Origin of the sequence: Listeria cossartiae subsp. cossartiae (assembly GCF_014224155.1) — a bacterium.
Taxonomy (GTDB): Bacteria; Bacillota; Bacilli; order Lactobacillales; family Listeriaceae; genus Listeria; species Listeria cossartiae.
The window spans coordinates 1,035,526-1,051,585 of sequence record NZ_JAASUI010000001.1; the positions used below are offsets into that span (position 1 = coordinate 1,035,526).

A 16,060-nucleotide genomic window follows, 5' to 3' on the forward strand; every position below is an offset into this window, starting at 1 on the left:
ATTTAGGAGGAATTTAGATTATGGCAAAATATACAAAAGAAGACATTTTCCGCTTTGCAGATGAACAAAATGTAAAATTCATTCGTTTACAGTTCACGGATATTCTAGGAATAATTAAGAATGTGGAAATTCCTGTTAGCCAACTAAAGAAAGCACTAGATAACAAAATCATGTTTGATGGTTCCTCCATTGAAGGCTTTGTACGTATTGAAGAGTCGGATATGTATTTATTCCCAGATTTAGATACTTGGGTTGTATTCCCTTGGACAGCTGAAAAAGGAAAAGTTGCAAGAATGATTTGTGATATTTATAATCCTGATATGACACCTTTTGCAGGAGACCCGCGTGCTAACTTAAAACGTGTACTTAAAGAAATGGAAGAGCTAGGATTCACAGAGTTCAATTTAGGACCAGAACCAGAATTCTTCCTATTCAAATTAGATGAAAATCGTCGTCCGACACTTGAATTAAATGATAGTGGTGGTTACTTCGATTTAGCACCAACAGACTTAGGCGAAAACTGTCGCCGTGATATCGTGCTTGAACTAGAAGAAATGGGCTTTGAAATCGAAGCATCTCACCATGAAGTAGCACCAGGCCAACACGAAATTGACTTTAAATATGAAGATGCCATTACAGCGTGTGACAGCATCCAAACATTTAAATTAGTAGTTAAAACAATCGCTCGTAAACATGGTCTGCATGCGACATTTATGCCAAAACCACTCTTTGGTGTGAATGGTTCCGGAATGCATTTCAATATGTCCTTATTTAATGAAGACGGCAATGCTTTCTTCGATGAAACTGGCGAACTTGAATTAAGCCAAACAGCTTACCACTTCTTAGCTGGAATGTTAAAACATGCTCGTGGGTATACGGCTGTTACAAACCCAACGATCAATTCTTTCAAACGTTTAGTTCCTGGATATGAAGCACCGTGTTACATTGCGTGGTCAGGTAAAAACCGTAGCCCGCTTGTACGTGTTCCAAGCTCTCGCGGACTAAGCACTCGTCTTGAATTACGCAGTGTTGATCCATCTGCTAATCCATATTTAGCAATGGCTGTCCTACTAAAAGCTGGTTTATCTGGAATTAAAGATGAATTAACTCCTCCAGCACCAGTTGACCGTAACATTTACGGCATGAACGAAGAAGAACGTGAAGCAACTGGCATTTATGATCTTCCAGAAAGCTTAGGCCATGCTTTAATCGAACTTGAAAAAGATGAGATTATTAAAGACGGTTTAGGTGAACACATTTTCGAACACTTTATTGAAGCGAAAACAATTGAGTGCGATATGTTCCGTACAGCAGTTCATCCGTGGGAACGCGAACAATATCTTGAAATCTATTAATCGTCAAAAGCTCGTTTCCTCATCGGGGGAAACGAGCTTTTTTGTGCGAAATCAGAACTCAAATGTTTGATGTTTAGCTAATAGAGGCATATATTTAAAAATGTGTTAATAAAAGAAGGGAAAAGGGAAGAAATGCAGATTACCATAGCTATTTTAGTTTTTGCAGTAACGCTTTTATTTGTTATTTGGCAGCCGAAAAACTTATCGATTGGCTGGTCAGCCTGTGGTGGAGCGTTACTTGCTTTATTGTTTGGGGTTGTCACTTTGTCAGATGTTGCCACGGTTACAGGAATTGTTTGGAATGCCACACTCGCGTTTATTGCCATTATTATTATTTCGCTTATTTTAGATGAAATTGGTTTTTTCGAGTGGGCGGCCCTACATATGGCAAGGCTGGCAAATGGGAATGGCTTGTTGATGTTTGTGCTTATTTCGATTCTGGGCGCTTTAGTTGCGGCACTTTTTGCGAATGATGGGGCGGCCTTAATTTTGACGCCGATTGTTTTAGCGATGGTGCGGGCGCTGAACTTTGATGAGAGAAAGGTATTTCCGTTTATAATTGCTGGTGGATTTATTGCAGATACAACGTCCTTGCCGCTAGTAGTTAGTAATTTAGTGAATATTGTTTCGGCTGATTTCTTTGGTATTAGTTTTTCGCAGTATGCGCTTATTATGTGGATTCCAACGGTGTTTTCATTGGTGGCAAGTATTGTTGTTTTATACATATATTTCCGAAAAGCGTTACCTAGAAAATATGATGCGAACGGAATTCGAGAGCCTGCATCTGCGCTTAAAGATAAGAAAATGTTTCGTATTTCATGGGGGATACTTGTTATCCTCGTAGCTGGCTATTTTTTGAGCAGTTTTTTAGCCATTCCAGTGTCGTTTATTGCTTTATTAGTTGCTTTTATCTTTTTATTAGTTGGTGCCAAGAGTCATGCAGTATCCACCAGATCCATTTTAAAAGGGGCGCCTTGGAATATTGTGTTTTTCTCTGTGGGGATGTATGTGGTGGTGTATGGTTTGCAAAATGCGGGGATTACCAAATTATTAGCAGAAGCTATTTCTTATGTTGCTAACTTTGGGTTATTTGCCGGTACTATCGGAATGGGTTTTATTGCCGCGCTACTTTCTTCCGTCATGAACAACTTGCCTACAGTGATGATAAACGCGCTTGCTATTGATCACACTTCCTTTACTGGAATGATGAAAGAAGCGTTAGTGTATGCCAATGTTATTGGATCCGACCTAGGTCCGAAAATAACGCCGATTGGTTCGCTTGCGACGTTGCTTTGGCTACATGTGTTAGCTCAGAAAGGTATAAAAATAAGCTGGGGCTCCTACTTTAAAATTGGGATTGTAATAACGATTCCGGTATTATTTATTACACTCGTGGGTCTTTATATTTCATTGTTAATTTGGAACTAAAAAACCCCTGTACACAATTTGTACAGGGATTTTTATTATGCCTTATAAAGAACATGTGGTTTAAGTGGATCGCCATTTACTAAAGCTGGGTGTTGGAACGTAGCTATTTTAGTAAAGTGGATTTTTTTCATTACTTGTTCTGAAGGCTTATTTAAGGTTGCTGTAAAACTATATATTTCGTCAAACGAGGTGTGTTCGTTTGCATATGCAAGTGCGCCAAGTGCGGCTTCTGTTGCATAGCCTTGATTCCACACGCTGCTCTTTAAACGCCAACCAATTTCGATGCAAGGTGTAAATTCTGCTTCGAAAGTAGCTTCATGAAATCCGGTGAATCCAATGAATTCGCCAGTAGCTTTTTCTTCAATTGCAAAAAGGCCATATCCAAGGGAAGTTAGTTCTTTTTGATTCCTATCTAGCAGTGCATTGCTTTCTTTTGTAGTTAATAGGGCTGGGAAGTATTTCATCACTTCTTCATCTGCGTTCATTTGACTAAAAGGAAGGTAATCACTTGCTACATAATCTCTTGCGATAAGTCGTTCGGTTTCAAAATAAATCAAGCTAACAACCACCTGTTCCTTAGCGGATATCTCTATAAAGTCCGATTACTTTTCCAAGAATGGTTACGTTATTTAAAAGGATAGGTTCTAAAGCATCATTCTCGGGTTGTAATCTAAAATGATTCGCTTCTTTATAGAAACGTTTACAGGTTGCTTCGTTTTCATCTGTCATTGCAACCACGATTTCGCCATTTATTGCGGAACTTTGTTGTCTAACAATTACCTTGTCGCCATCAAGAATTCCGGCGTTAATCATACTTTCGCCGTCAATTTCTAACATAAAGACATTGGTTTCTCCAGCAGCCATATATTCTGGTAGTGGGAAGTATTCATCAATGTTTTCGATGGCTGTGATTGGCATTCCGGCAGTTACTTTCCCGATAATGGGAATATTTACTACATTTGGTGTTTCTGCTTCGTCTTCTAAAGATAATATTTCAATCGCACGAGGCTTTGTTGGATCACGTCTAATTAGGCCTTTACCTTCAAGGCGAGCAAGATGTCCATGAACAGTCGAGCTGGAAGCAAGGCCGACAGCTTCACCGATTTCCCGTACGGAAGGTGGATAACCTTTTTCTTTTACTTCTGATTTAATAAATTCATATATATCTTGTTGGCGTTTAGATATTTTCATGGTTTCACCTCATTGAATTAATGGTTATTTTATAATTTAAGTATAGCAAAAGAAAACCCAATATGCAAACAAAGGTTCGTTTTTTATTGACATACGCGAACAGTTGTTCTATAATATAGAAAAGCGAACATACATTCTTTTTGGAGGGGTTATTAATGACTTTGAAATTAATTTGGGATAAATTTTATGTTTCTATCATATTTGTACTTACTTGCATCGTTCTGGGGATTATTTTAATGTGCACAGTAGTTGGCGGGGGAAAAGATTATTCAGAAGTAAATGTAAATGAAGGCGATTCGTTATGGGCGCTAGCAGACAAGTATGCTGGTAAAAGTGACCTGGCCAAAGCGGATTTTGTTTCCTGGGTAGAAAAAGAAAATAATCTTTCGGATGGTCATGTAGAAGCTGGGGATTCTGTCGTAATTCCAGTCCACAAAACAAAGTTGTTAAAGAGTGATAGCACGATTCAATTAGCAAACCAGTAAGGTCGTTTTAGCGACCGTTTATGATATAATAGTAGAAAGTGGCTTTTTGCTGCTTTCTTATTTTTATAATTTTGATGAAAAGGATGAAGTACTATGCTAGAAAAAGCTAAAATAGATCGTATTAATGAACTTTCTAAAAAGAAAAAAGCGGGAACTCTAACTGCCGCGGAAAAAGTAGAGCAAGATAAATTACGCAAAGAATATATTAAATCGTTTCGTACTCATATGAAAGGGACGATTGAGAATACAACTATTATTGATCCTAACGGTAAAGACGTAACGCCGCATAAAGTAAAACAACTCAGAAAAAACAAGAACCAATAATTGGCACCAAATGAACATTTTCGCGCAAATGAACAAAAATACCAATCAATTAAGCAATTTAAAGCAATTTTTAGTTGTGTTAATTGCTTTAAAGGCTTATTATTAAAGTAGTTAAAATTATATTGAAGAGAGGATGTTTCATTTGTTCGATAACACAGATAGTTTAGCAGTCAATACAATTCGTACTTTATCAATGGACGCAATTCAAAAAGCAAATTCTGGTCATCCAGGATTACCAATGGGAGCCGCACCAATGGCTTATGCACTTTGGTCGCGCGTTTTAAAAACAAATCCTAAGAACTCACATTGGTTCAACCGAGACCGTTTTGTACTTTCTGCAGGACATGGTTCGATGCTTTTATATAGTTTATTACATTTAAGTGGATTTAAATTAGAATTAGAAGACCTTAAAAACTTCCGTCAATGGGAAAGTAAAACGCCAGGTCACCCGGAATATCGCTATACGGATGGTGTAGACGCAACTACTGGTCCACTTGGTCAAGGTATTGCGATGGCTGTTGGTATGGCTATGGCAGAAAGACATTTGGAAGCAAAATATAATAAAGATGGTTTCCCTGTGGTGGATCATTATACTTATGCATTATGTGGAGATGGCGATTTAATGGAAGGTGTTGCTTCTGAAGCGGCTTCTTACGCAGGTCATCAACAATTAGGAAGATTAGTCGTTTTATATGATTCCAATGATATTTCTCTAGATGGTGATTTAGATAAATCTTTCTCTGAAAATGTAAAACAACGCTTTGAAGCTTACGGTTGGGAACATTTATTAGTAAAAGATGGTAATGATACAACTGAAATTTTGGCTGCAATTGAAAAAGCGAAACAAAATACTTCGCAACCAACAATGATCGAAGTGAAAACAGTCATTGGCTTCGGTGCTCCTAATGAAGGAACTAGCAAAGTGCATGGTGCTCCACTAGGTGATGAAGGCATTTTGGCAGCGAAAAAAGCTTACGGTTGGAACTACGAAGAAAAATTCTTTGTTCCTGAAGAAGTTACAGCTCGCTTTAAAGAAACAATTGGCGAACGTGGTGAAAAAGCAGAAGCTGCATGGAATGAATTATTTGCTTCTTATAAAGCGAAATACCCAGAACTTGCGCAACAATTAGAAGATAGCTTAAACCATAAGTTACCAGCTGATTGGGATGCAGATTTACCAGTATATGATGATTCCAAAGCGCTTGCTAGCCGTGCTTCAAGTGGGGAAGTTATCAATGCATTAGCAGGAAAAATCCCAACTATTTTTGGTGGATCAGCTGACCTTGCTGGTTCTAATAATACAACAATCAAGACAGATGGCGAATTTACAAAAGCAACTCCAGCTGAAAGAAACATTTGGTTTGGTGTGCGTGAATTTGCAATGGGTGCAGCATTAAACGGTATGGCACTTCACGGCGGTCTTCAAGTATACGGCGGAACATTCTTCGTATTCTCCGACTATGTGCGTGCAGCGATTCGTTTATCCGCTATCCAACATTTACCTGTAACCTATGTTATGACGCATGACAGTATTGCAGTAGGGGAAGATGGCCCAACACATGAGCCAATCGAACAACTTGCAAGCTTACGTGCAATGCCAGGACTTTCTGTTATCCGTCCTGCTGATGGAAATGAAGTTGTGGAAGCTTGGAAACTAGCGATCACATCTACATCTACTCCACACGTACTTGTACTTACTCGTCAAGGTCTACCAACTTTACCAAATTCTGCTAAATTAACTGCAGAAGGCGTTAAAAAAGGTGCTTATGTTATTTCTCCAGCGAAAGGTGATGTACCCGAAGCGATTATCCTTGCAAGTGGTTCCGAAGTTAACTTAGCTGTGGAAGCACAAAAAGAACTTCAAGCACAAGGAACAGATGTATCGGTTGTAAGTGTGCCATCATTTGATCTATTTGAACAACAATCTGCTGAGTACAAAGAAAGTGTTCTGCCAAATGCTGTTAGAAAACGTGTAGCAGTAGAGATGGGCGCTAGCTTTGGATGGGAACGCTATGTTGGTTTAGATGGAAAAGTTATTGGAATCGACAAATTTGGTGCTTCTGCTCCAGGCGAAACAGTAATTAAGAATTATGGCTTTACTGTAGAGAACGTCGTTAATACAGTAAAATCACTTTAATTAAACAATCAGACCGCTGCTAGTTTTTCTAGTGCGGTCTGTTTTTTTATACTTTTATAGATTGCGCAGTAGTGCCATTAATGTTATAATTACGAGGTTGTTTGCAGCTTTTATTGATAAATTGATCTAGATGATATGTTTTCTTGAAAAGTATTGTCTGTTTAATATAAATCAAGTACAATAAAAGAGGATTTTGTTTCAAGGAGGAGAAAAGAGACTATGTGGATTTACATTCTGGTCGGCATTATTTGTTTACTAGCTGGTCTTGCGGGAGGATTCTTTATTGCAAGACGTTACATGATGAGCTATTTAAAAAACAATCCGCCAATTAACGAACAAATGTTACAAATGATGATGGCACAAATGGGTCAAAAACCATCACAAAAGAAAATCAATCAAATGATGAGCGCAATGAACAAACAGCAAGAAAAAGAAAAACAAAAAAAAGCAAAGAAATAAACTTTTTAACAAAGTAAAGCCCCCTCTATCCAAGTAGAAGGGGCTTTTTTATTAGTTTTTAGTCGCAGCTATAATCAGCATCATCGGACGACGGTATTCATCTTGCATTTCTGGTAAATCTTTTAATTCGGGAGCTGGTTCTGGTTCGATGACGCTATTAATTTGGAAGCCGTTTTGGAGTAAAGTTTGGATATAGGTGGTGAGGGTGCGGTGGTATTTTTGGACATCTTCGCCTAGGAAATGGCTTGTGCGTATCGATTCGTTGAAATAACGGTCAACTGGCCAGTGTAATTTGTTGCCAGTTTCATCTGTAAACCAATCTTGGCGTCCATCCGCTGTAAATACGGGATGCTCTACAGAGAAAATAAAGGAGCCACCAGTTTTTAAATTTGTGTGCACTTTTTGGCAGATGTCGTTAAAGGAAGCGACGTAATGAAGCGCGAGAGAACTGAGAACAATATCTTATGTTTCGGGTTCTATGGTAATATCTTCCATTGCTTTTTGCTCATATTGGACAATTGGTGATGTTGTTTTGTGTTTCGCTTCTGTAAGCATTCGTTCGGATAAGTCTACGCCAACTACTTTTTTTGCTCCGTACTCTGCGGCATAAATGCAGTGCCAGCCAAATCCGCAGCCCAAATCAAGTACTACTTTTTGATGGAAATCAGGGAGTAGTTTTTTAAATTCATGCCATTCTCCGGCTGCTTTTAGTCCTTCTTTGGAGCGGGGCATTTGGCTATATTGTTCGAAAAATTGTTTGTCATCATATTTGTTTTCTTTCATGTTTGGTCCTCTTTTCTTAAATTAATCAGATGCTTGGCTGAATTCTTTATCTAAGAAGAGGTGAGCAAGGCCGCTCACTTGTTTTAAGCGTAAGATTTCATTGGCATCCATTCCGATATTTTTCATAATCCAATTATCGGACATGCCACTATCTGTTAGTTCGCTGACAATATTCGACATCAGTTCTACATTATGATATCCGCGCGCTCGATTATGGCGAATAGTTGATGCCATCCGGTTTACGGTATCTTTTTCTAAAATTACCACTGGCAGGAATTCATTTTCCCGTTCGCGTATCCGCTTCGAGGTAGTCATAATTGTGTAACGATGAAACCCATCTATTATTTCATATTTATCTGTGTTTTCCAAGGGATAGCAGACAATTGGTTGGGTAAAACCATCTTCCCAAATCGATTTTTCAAGTAATTTAAGTTCGACGGCGGGAACGGTATTGGGATTATAATTATTTGCTTGAAGTTTCGAGTAGTGAATGGGTGTGACGCTATATACCGGGCTTTTATAATTCATTTTATCACCTCATAAAATATTATTATATTTCTCTAATGCATTTTTTCGTTTCTCTAATTCTAATTTTGTTTGACCGAATCCCATATATTTGCAGGTATAATCATTTTTCAAAATGGCGATGCACATCCGTTTATACGTAGGAACACTGGCGAATTCTTTGATTTTTAGGTCGTCGGGATATTCTTTAAAACGAACGATCTCCATTGGATTAGTATAGACGCGATTGCCTTTTGGTTTTCCGAGGAAGTCTGCTTGGACATCTAAATTTTTTAATTCTTCCACTGTTTCTACTTTTAAAGCCCCACCTTTTTCGGTCCAGTAGGTGATGCTCGTTTTGAATTTTTTTAAATAACGTTCTCTTGTGTAGCTTGGTAAAGTGGTGAGTAGGAATTCTAAATATGATTTCCACGTGTGATTTTCCGGTAGTTTGATTTCTTTCCAAGCCATTGCAGAAGTGCCGCCGTATATTGCAGTAAAATTAGCGCCATTCACTCTGCCGACTAGTTTGGACCAAAGATCTGGTTCGATAACGCGGTATAGTTTAAGACTTTCTTTTGCGGAATCATTAAAAGGGCTTGCAACGCGCATATCGTGTACGGTTAGGCCGGCTTGGTAAAATAAGTCATAAATTTTATTGTAGGACCAATTGAATTTAGCATTGGCAACCCAAACATCTTCTACATGCCAGTCGTGGATAGGATAGGCATTAAAGATATTTTTGGAGATTTCGGTAGTCCAATTGTACGCCTGATACATGCGCTCTTTTTTATGAATAGCATTATAGCGATTTAGCGATTCTTGTTGACGAATTCCAATCAAAGCAATCGTTTTTTTGGCGTTGTTTTTCGTATGTAGCCATTGAATGATTTTTTTATTAAATTCGTAATCCCAAAGATTTTCGAAATCAAAATCGAATGGGGCGTTATCTTCATTAATCACGTGCGGGAAAGTAGGCATTTCTCTTACCCAAATAGCTTGCTTAGACTTTTCCCACGGTTTCCAGTGATCCGTGAACATCGATACGGCTGATTGTGCTGCGATAGGGAGGCAACACCAAAGCGGTTCGATAATATCTAAGTTAGAAGTTAGCATCTCCGTAACAAAATCAGTCGTGGCAGAGTACTGGCCTTCGTAATCTAAATGATAGACATAAATTTTCCGGCGAATATTATTTTTTCGCATATAATCAATCAAAAGGTGGAGCATGACCCCGCTATCTTTACCACCTGAAAAGGAGACGATAATATTATCGAATTCGGAAAAAATTACTTCCATTCTTTCTTGGGAAGCATCAAAGACTGTTTTAGAAAGCATCCATTATCACCTCAAAAGAATTTTTTTGTGAGAGCTCTTTTTTGAATTCTTGCAATAGGTTCGTTTTTTTAGAAATATTTGTGTCGATAAGGGAGTCAAGGCCGACGTTACCGCTTAAATCATGGTAGTAGCAGTCTTGTGTTTGACCGGTTCGGTAAATGCGTCTTTCGGATTGATCGCGCTGTGAATAATCAAACGTTTTATCGAAATAAATAATTTGATTATAAAATTGTAAATTGAGTCCGTAAGAAGATTTGGCAAAAGTAGTGATTTTGACATTTGGAAATGCTTTTTGTAATGCTTCTTCTGAACGTTTGTATTTACAAAAAATAATAGTTGTTTCTTCTTTGCCGGCTACTAGAGATTCGGTAATAGTGAACTTTTCAGAGGAGAGGCAATAACAATGTTGCATTACTTGGGACATTTCTAAAAAGTTAATATTTATAGTATATGCCGCTGCTTTTTGGAGATAGTCATCTTTAATTTCGTAATATTGCTTTAAAAATGCTTCATCAATGGAAAAATCATGGCGAATATAATGCCACTTGATAGCTAATTCATGTGAAGAACTAAAAATAAAAGGGGAGATTAATTCATACAGATAGTCTAAATTATGATATTTTTTAATAATGTCCATTGATTGCTGCTTCGTTTGCGTTAGTTGTGTAATCGTTACATATTCGCAAAATGTTTTTTTAAACTGTGAAAAACTTAGATTTAATATTTTAGGGGATAAAAATTCTAGTTGGGACCATAAATCTAAAATGTTTCGACTGAGTGGAGTTCCATTCATAATTAATTTGTATTTTGCAAAGCGGGAAAGTTTGATGGCTCGCTGTGTTCGAAGCGCATGGATATTTTTAATTTTTAAACTTTCATCCATTATAATGTAGCTATTGGTCGACTTTTTGAGTTTTTCTCGGCAATAGAGATATAAACGATCTGAGTTTGAGAGGGATTCGATACCGATAATTTCTTGCGGGAAATCATAACCCCATTTGCTTATTTCGGCTGCGAGGTTCTCTTTTGTTTGAAAGGGGGCAATCCATAAAACATAATCTGGTTTTACATCACTGATTAATTCGCAAGCTACACGCGTTTTTCCGCTGCCAGGTCGCATGAATAGTGCGCCAACTTTATATTTTTTGAGTTTTTGTAGAGCTTGTTTTTGGTTATCTAATAAGGTCATGTTGAATTATCACATCTTTTTCTATTTTTTTAGGGATATGTGTACGAACTTTAATAATGCTATCATTTACTTTTTTTGTTTGGAAAAATTGCATTATCGCTTCACTTTCTTGCTTGAAAAGGAGTAACATTTTCGCGGCACTAATTTCTTTCTTTTCGGTATATTTTTTTAGAAAGAACTTCCATGTGTCTGGAAAATAGAAATAACTGTACTCCGGTGAAATGGAAAACACCATTTTTTTCGGAAGCAAGAAAAAATAACCTTGAAATTCACTTTCTGAAGGCATTTCAATAATGGTTTGTTTGTCCCATTGTTCTACACGTTCACTATATATATAAATTTTGTGCCATTTTGCCATTTAAATCGAATACTCCTATGTATTTTGTCATTTTCGTTCATTTTTATCTATTTATGCGTTTATTTTATCACAAATTGTGTTGGTGTATAAGGTAATATCCTTTAAATAGAAGGAGAAAAGAATGAAATAAGGGTAGTTTTATCTCTATTTTTAAATGTTTTTTTATTTTTTGGTAGAAAACACTTTTGTAATAGCCAGCTTTTTAGTAGAATAGATAATGGTGGATGGAAAACTTTTCTATCTATGAATAGAATATGAAATTGGAGGCTATTATGGATACCCCAGATTATAAACGAGTTGTATTAAAATTAAGCGGTGAAGCACTTGCCGGAAATGATGGCTTTGGAATTAACCCGAGCGTGGTCAATTTGATTTCTGCTCAAATCAAAGAAGTAGTAGAATTAGGAGTAGAGGTAGCTATCGTTGTTGGCGGCGGAAATATCTGGCGCGGTAAACTTGGTAGTGAAATGGGAATGGACCGTGCGGCAGCCGACCAAATGGGTATGCTTGCGACTATCATGAATTCCTTGTCTTTACAAGATTCCCTTGAAAATATTGGAGTGGCAACACGTGTGCAAACTTCCATTGATATGCGTCAAATTGCGGAACCGTACATTCGTCGTAAAGCAATTCGTCATCTTGAAAAAGGTCGCGTCGTTATCTTTGCAGGTGGAACTGGTAACCCATACTTCTCCACTGATACAGCGGCAGCACTTAGAGCAGCTGAAATCGAAGCGGATGTTATCTTAATGGCGAAAAATAATGTAGATGGTGTCTACAATGCCGATCCAAAACTAGATGAAAATGCGAAAAAATACGAAGAACTATCTTACCTTGATGTAATTAAAGAAGGTTTAGAAGTAATGGATACAACGGCATCGTCCTTAAGCATGGACAATGATATTCCATTAATCGTCTTCTCGTTTACAGAACAAGGCAACAATATTAAACGTGTTATTTTAGGTGAAAAAATCGGAACTACTGTTAGGGGGAAAAAATAATGAGTAAAGAAGTATTATCGAAATCCAAAGAAAAAATGGAAAAAGCAGAACAAGCGTTAACAAGACAATTAGGTACAATCCGCGCTGGTCGTGCGAATGCATCACTTCTTGACCGTTTATCTGTAGATTATTACGGAGCTGCTACACCAGTTAACCAAATGGCTTCTATTAGCGTTCCAGAAGCTAGAATGCTACTTATTACACCTTACGATAAAACTATTTTAGGCGAAATCGAGAAAGCAATTTTGAAATCAGACTTAGGTTTGACTCCGAATAACGATGGCTCTGTGCTACGTTTAACGATTCCACAATTAACGGAAGAACGTCGTAAAGAGTTAGTTAAAGAAGTGAAAAAAGAAGCGGAAGAAGCGAAAGTTGCTGTTCGTAACATTCGTCGTGAAGCTAATGAAGAACTGAAAAAATTAGAAAAAAGTGGCGATATAACAGAAGACGATTTGCGTTCTTATGGTGAAGACGTTCAAAAATTAACGGACGAAAGCATCAAGAATATCGATAACATCACGAAAGACAAAGAAGCGGAAATCTTAGAAGTTTAATTGATACTTTTACTAATAGTAACAAATAGGGCTAAACACCTTTTAAGTTGAAATGACATTCCTAATTCTTTCCATATGCGTTGGGTTAGGAATGTTTTTTAATGGGCAATTCCATCTCTCTCATGAAAATCTCATCTGTTCACATGGAATTTTTAGTACATTAATTGATTCTTTTTTGTTATTATAGGTATAGACATGCTCTAAGAAGTGTATCAATTGGAGGATTTATGATGTTTAAAAAGCTATTTCGACAAGATGAAAATATATTAAATAGTGAACTTGCAGAAGATTTACCAATTCCGCGCCATGTTGCGATTATCATGGATGGGAATGGAAGATGGGCAAAAAAACGTTTCTTACCGAGAATTGCCGGGCATAAAGAAGGTATGGATGTCGTGAAGCGAGTGACACGTTATGCGAATGCAATTGGTATTGATGTGCTAACGCTCTATGCATTTTCAACTGAAAACTGGAAACGACCTACAGATGAAGTGGATTTTTTAATGAAACTACCTGTAGAATTTTTTGACTCTTTTGTACCAGAGTTGATTGAAGAAAATGTTCGTGTTAATGTGATGGGGTACCGAGAAAATTTACCTGATCATACGATGCGTGCCGTTGAGAAAGCGATTGCTGATACAGCGCACTGTACTGGGCTTACGCTTAATTTTGCGCTTAACTACGGTGGACGTTCTGAAATCATCACCGCTGCAAAAGAAGCAATGAAAGAGTTAGTTCGAGAAGGGAAGTCGTCAGAGGATTTAACGGAAGAATTGTTAAATGATCATTTGATGAGTAGCGGCTTAGGCGATCCTGATTTGTTAATTCGGACTAGTGGTGAGCTACGATTGAGTAATTTTATGCTTTGGCAACTTGCGTATAGCGAGTTTTATTTTACAGAAACACATTGGCCTGATTTCTCAAAAGAAGATTTTTTACAGGCGATTATTGAATATCAAAACCGGTCGCGTCGTTTCGGAGGGCTCTAGGGAGGAAAAAAGATTGAAAACGAGAATTATTACTGCAGTTGTTGCGCTTATATTTTTTATTCCATTCGTTGTCTACGGGGGAATTCCATTTGAATTATTGAGTATTTTACTTGCGACGATTGCTTTATATGAAGTACTTATAATGACAAAACAACGAATTTTTTCGATGAATGGAATAATTACATTACTATTGATGTGGTTAGTTGTCGTGCCAGATAGATATTTGGCCTTTTTAGATACACTCCATATTACGGAAATGGAAGTTATTTTTATTTTAATGGCGCTCTTACTTGCGAATACAGTGTTTTCGCGAAACAAATTCCATTTTGATCAAGTAGGGATTTGTATGGTTGCGGCTTTTTATACAGGATTTGGTTTCCATTACTTGGCGCTTACTCGTGAAGCTGGATTAATGTATGTGCTCTTTGCTTTACTTATTGTTTGGTCAACCGATACGGGGGCTTATTTTATTGGAAGAGCAATTGGGAAACACAAATTAGCTCCGAATGTTAGCCCGAATAAGACGGTTGAAGGCTTCGTTGGCGGGATTATTTGTGCGCTTGTATTTGCAGGTGGTTTTTATTATTTTGCGGAGCTACCAGGAAATATTGCGCTCGTTTTAGCACTTTTAGTATTTCTATCTATTTTTGGGCAGCTTGGGGACTTGGTCGAATCAGCTCTAAAACGCTTCTATGGTGTAAAAGATTCTGGGAAAATCTTACCTGGACACGGTGGTATTTTAGACCGTTTTGACAGCTTGTTATTCGTTTTACCTCTGCTACATATACTTCAAATTATTTAATTGGAGATGGGATAATGAAGAAAATTATTTTACTAGGTGCAACTGGTTCTATTGGTACACAAACGCTAGCAATTATTCGTGAAAACCCAGAAAAATTTCAACTTGTTGCGCTTAGTTTTGGGCGTAATATGGAACGGGGTAGAGCGATTATCCAAGAGTTTAAGCCGAAAATGGTTGCTGTTTGGCATACGAGAGATCGTGTGGCACTAGAAGCAGAATTTCCAAATGTGAAATTTTATAATGGTTTGGAAGGGCTTAGGGAAGTAGCAACCTATTTAGATGGCGATGTGCTTTTAAACGCGGTGATGGGGAGTGTTGGCTTACTGCCGACTTTAGATGCGATTGAAGCGGGCAAAGCGATTGCGATTGCTAATAAGGAAACACTTGTCACTGCTGGTCATTTAGTCATGCGTGCGGCGAAAGAAAAAAACGTTTCGCTATTACCTGTTGATAGTGAACATTCTGCTATTTTACAAGCATTAAACGGAGAAAATCCAGAAAGAATAGAGAAATTAGTTCTGACAGCGAGCGGTGGAAGTTTCCGTGATAAAACGCGGGAGCAACTGAGCGAAGTTACGGTGAAAGAAGCATTAAAACATCCGAACTGGAACATGGGAAATAAATTAACGATTGATTCCGCGACGATGTTTAATAAAGGTTTAGAAGTAATGGAAGCGCACTGGCTGTTTGGGGTTAGTTATGACGATATTGAAGTAGTTATTCAGCGCGAAAGTATCATTCATTCAATGGTGCAGTTCGTCGATGGAAGCTTCATTGCCCAACTTGGCACGCCAGACATGCGGATGCCGATTCAATACGCGTTAACCTATCCTGATAGACTCTATATACCGTATGAAAAAGAATTCCGGATTACTGATTTTTCCGCACTTCATTTTGAAAAAGTGGATTATGAAAGATTTCCGGCATTGAAACTCGCGTATAATGCTGGTAAAATAGGTGGAACAATGCCGACAGTTTTAAATGCTGCAAATGAAATTGCTGTTGCTGGCTTTTTAAATGGGCAGGTGGCTTTTTATAATATTGAAGCACTTGTTGAAAATGCAATGAATCGTCATACTAGTATTTCTGACCCTGACTTGGATACGATTTTACAAGTCGATCAAGAAACACGCGCGTATGTAAAGACACTTTTATAGAGG

At 37.7% G+C, this 16,060-nt stretch carries 17 protein-coding genes and 1 pseudogene; 11 read left to right on the forward strand and 7 right to left on the reverse strand.

The genetic code is table 11. From position 1 onward, the window contains the following. Positions 1–20: 20 nt before the first annotated feature. Complete coding sequence (gene glnA, locus HCJ30_RS05330; RefSeq protein WP_185391259.1) at positions 21–1,355, forward strand: type I glutamate--ammonia ligase; 1,335 nt, start codon at positions 21–23, stop codon at positions 1,353–1,355. Between the two features lie 132 nt (positions 1,356–1,487). Beyond that, the gene (locus HCJ30_RS05335; protein ID WP_185391260.1) at positions 1,488–2,783 is read left to right on the forward strand and encodes an arsenic transporter; all 1,296 of its coding nucleotides are present in this window, start codon (positions 1,488–1,490) and stop codon (positions 2,781–2,783) included. Between the two features lie 35 nt (positions 2,784–2,818). Here the strand turns inward: HCJ30_RS05335 and HCJ30_RS05340 are convergent, their stop codons facing one another. Beyond that, positions 2,819–3,340 carry a GNAT family N-acetyltransferase gene (locus tag HCJ30_RS05340; protein ID WP_185391261.1) on the reverse strand — a complete coding sequence of 174 codons (522 nt, stop codon included), beginning with the start codon at positions 3,338–3,340 and terminating at the stop codon, positions 2,819–2,821. Between the two features lie 19 nt (positions 3,341–3,359). Beyond that, positions 3,360–3,974 (reverse strand): transcriptional repressor LexA, encoded by a 615-nt coding sequence (gene lexA / locus HCJ30_RS05345; protein ID WP_003723438.1) that lies wholly within the window; start codon positions 3,972–3,974, stop codon positions 3,360–3,362. Between the two features lie 155 nt (positions 3,975–4,129). On the opposite strand from lexA, the gene yneA reads away from it, so the two are divergent. The 4 genes from yneA to HCJ30_RS05365 all read left to right on the forward strand — a co-directional run bounded on the left by yneA (position 4,130) and on the right by HCJ30_RS05365 (position 7,379). Next, the gene (gene yneA, locus HCJ30_RS05350) at positions 4,130–4,459 is read left to right on the forward strand and encodes a cell division suppressor protein YneA (RefSeq protein WP_185391262.1); all 330 of its coding nucleotides are present in this window, start codon (positions 4,130–4,132) and stop codon (positions 4,457–4,459) included. Positions 4,460–4,552: 93 nt separating this feature from the next. Continuing rightward, positions 4,553–4,783, forward strand: coding sequence for a DUF896 domain-containing protein (locus HCJ30_RS05355; RefSeq protein ID WP_185391263.1), 231 nt, complete (start codon positions 4,553–4,555; stop codon positions 4,781–4,783). Between the two features lie 142 nt (positions 4,784–4,925). Beyond that, positions 4,926–6,920 carry a transketolase gene (tkt, locus tag HCJ30_RS05360; protein WP_185391264.1) on the forward strand — a complete coding sequence of 665 codons (1,995 nt, stop codon included), beginning with the start codon at positions 4,926–4,928 and terminating at the stop codon, positions 6,918–6,920. A gap of 219 nt (positions 6,921–7,139) precedes the next feature. Beyond that, complete coding sequence (locus HCJ30_RS05365) at positions 7,140–7,379, forward strand: YneF family protein (RefSeq protein WP_185391265.1); 240 nt, start codon at positions 7,140–7,142, stop codon at positions 7,377–7,379. A 51-nt stretch (positions 7,380–7,430) separates the two neighbouring features. Here the strand turns inward: HCJ30_RS05365 and HCJ30_RS05370 are convergent. The 5 genes and pseudogenes from HCJ30_RS05370 to HCJ30_RS05390 all read right to left on the reverse strand — a co-directional run bounded on the left by HCJ30_RS05370 (position 7,431) and on the right by HCJ30_RS05390 (position 11,551). After that, positions 7,431–8,162, reverse strand: a pseudogene (locus HCJ30_RS05370) (class I SAM-dependent methyltransferase). Between the two features lie 21 nt (positions 8,163–8,183). Next, complete coding sequence (locus tag HCJ30_RS05375) at positions 8,184–8,690, reverse strand: IbrB-like domain-containing protein (RefSeq protein ID WP_185391266.1); 507 nt, start codon at positions 8,688–8,690, stop codon at positions 8,184–8,186. 9 nt (positions 8,691–8,699) lie between these two features. After that, the gene (locus tag HCJ30_RS05380; RefSeq protein WP_185391267.1) at positions 8,700–10,004 is read right to left on the reverse strand and encodes a phosphoadenosine phosphosulfate reductase; all 1,305 of its coding nucleotides are present in this window, start codon (positions 10,002–10,004) and stop codon (positions 8,700–8,702) included. Beyond that, positions 9,994–11,193, reverse strand: a complete 1,200-nt coding sequence (locus HCJ30_RS05385) for an SNF2-related protein (protein WP_185391268.1) — start codon at positions 11,191–11,193, stop codon at positions 9,994–9,996. Before HCJ30_RS05385 ends, HCJ30_RS05380 begins: the two co-directional genes overlap by 11 nt. Further along, positions 11,177–11,551 (reverse strand): hypothetical protein, encoded by a 375-nt coding sequence (locus tag HCJ30_RS05390; RefSeq protein ID WP_185391269.1) that lies wholly within the window; start codon positions 11,549–11,551, stop codon positions 11,177–11,179. The genes HCJ30_RS05385 and HCJ30_RS05390 overlap by 17 nt, the downstream gene beginning before the upstream one ends. 272 nt (positions 11,552–11,823) lie before the next feature. On the opposite strand from HCJ30_RS05390, the gene pyrH reads away from it, so the two are divergent. The 5 genes from pyrH to HCJ30_RS05415 all read left to right on the forward strand — a co-directional run bounded on the left by pyrH (position 11,824) and on the right by HCJ30_RS05415 (position 16,057). Continuing rightward, positions 11,824–12,552: a UMP kinase gene (gene pyrH / locus HCJ30_RS05395; protein ID WP_003723449.1), complete on the forward strand. Its 729-nt coding sequence runs from the start codon at positions 11,824–11,826 to the stop codon at positions 12,550–12,552. Then, positions 12,552–13,109, forward strand: a complete 558-nt coding sequence (frr, locus tag HCJ30_RS05400) for a ribosome recycling factor (protein ID WP_185391270.1) — start codon at positions 12,552–12,554, stop codon at positions 13,107–13,109. The genes pyrH and frr overlap by 1 nt, the downstream gene beginning before the upstream one ends. Before the next feature lie 230 nt (positions 13,110–13,339). Then, on the forward strand, positions 13,340–14,098 hold the full coding sequence (gene uppS / locus HCJ30_RS05405) for an undecaprenyl pyrophosphate synthase (protein WP_185391271.1): 759 nt from the start codon (positions 13,340–13,342) through the stop codon (positions 14,096–14,098). Between the two features lie 13 nt (positions 14,099–14,111). Continuing rightward, positions 14,112–14,900: a phosphatidate cytidylyltransferase gene (locus tag HCJ30_RS05410; protein WP_185391272.1), complete on the forward strand. Its 789-nt coding sequence runs from the start codon at positions 14,112–14,114 to the stop codon at positions 14,898–14,900. 14 nt (positions 14,901–14,914) lie between these two features. Further along, positions 14,915–16,057 carry a 1-deoxy-D-xylulose-5-phosphate reductoisomerase gene (locus HCJ30_RS05415; RefSeq protein ID WP_185391273.1) on the forward strand — a complete coding sequence of 381 codons (1,143 nt, stop codon included), beginning with the start codon at positions 14,915–14,917 and terminating at the stop codon, positions 16,055–16,057. The last annotated feature ends 3 nt before the right edge of the window (positions 16,058–16,060 follow it).

What these genes read in the sequence shown, in the direction of transcription:
- glnA (WP_185391259.1), top strand. Translation starts at nt 21, where the DNA reads ATGGCAAAATATACAAAAGAAGACATTTTCCGCTTTGCAGATGAACAA.
- HCJ30_RS05335 (WP_185391260.1), top strand. Translation starts at nt 1,488, where the DNA reads ATGCAGATTACCATAGCTATTTTAGTTTTTGCAGTAACGCTTTTATTT.
- lexA (WP_003723438.1), bottom strand. Translation starts at nt 3,974, where the DNA reads ATGAAAATATCTAAACGCCAACAAGATATATATGAATTTATTAAATCA.
- yneA (WP_185391262.1), top strand. Translation starts at nt 4,130, where the DNA reads ATGACTTTGAAATTAATTTGGGATAAATTTTATGTTTCTATCATATTT.
- HCJ30_RS05355 (WP_185391263.1), top strand. Translation starts at nt 4,553, where the DNA reads ATGCTAGAAAAAGCTAAAATAGATCGTATTAATGAACTTTCTAAAAAG.
- HCJ30_RS05365 (WP_185391265.1), top strand. Translation starts at nt 7,140, where the DNA reads ATGTGGATTTACATTCTGGTCGGCATTATTTGTTTACTAGCTGGTCTT.
- HCJ30_RS05375 (WP_185391266.1), bottom strand. Translation starts at nt 8,690, where the DNA reads ATGAATTATAAAAGCCCGGTATATAGCGTCACACCCATTCACTACTCG.
- HCJ30_RS05380 (WP_185391267.1), bottom strand. Translation starts at nt 10,004, where the DNA reads ATGCTTTCTAAAACAGTCTTTGATGCTTCCCAAGAAAGAATGGAAGTA.
- HCJ30_RS05385 (WP_185391268.1), bottom strand. Translation starts at nt 11,193, where the DNA reads ATGACCTTATTAGATAACCAAAAACAAGCTCTACAAAAACTCAAAAAA.
- HCJ30_RS05390 (WP_185391269.1), bottom strand. Translation starts at nt 11,551, where the DNA reads ATGGCAAAATGGCACAAAATTTATATATATAGTGAACGTGTAGAACAA.
- pyrH (WP_003723449.1), top strand. Translation starts at nt 11,824, where the DNA reads ATGGATACCCCAGATTATAAACGAGTTGTATTAAAATTAAGCGGTGAA.
- frr (WP_185391270.1), top strand. Translation starts at nt 12,552, where the DNA reads ATGAGTAAAGAAGTATTATCGAAATCCAAAGAAAAAATGGAAAAAGCA.
- uppS (WP_185391271.1), top strand. Translation starts at nt 13,340, where the DNA reads ATGTTTAAAAAGCTATTTCGACAAGATGAAAATATATTAAATAGTGAA.
- HCJ30_RS05415 (WP_185391273.1), top strand. Translation starts at nt 14,915, where the DNA reads ATGAAGAAAATTATTTTACTAGGTGCAACTGGTTCTATTGGTACACAA.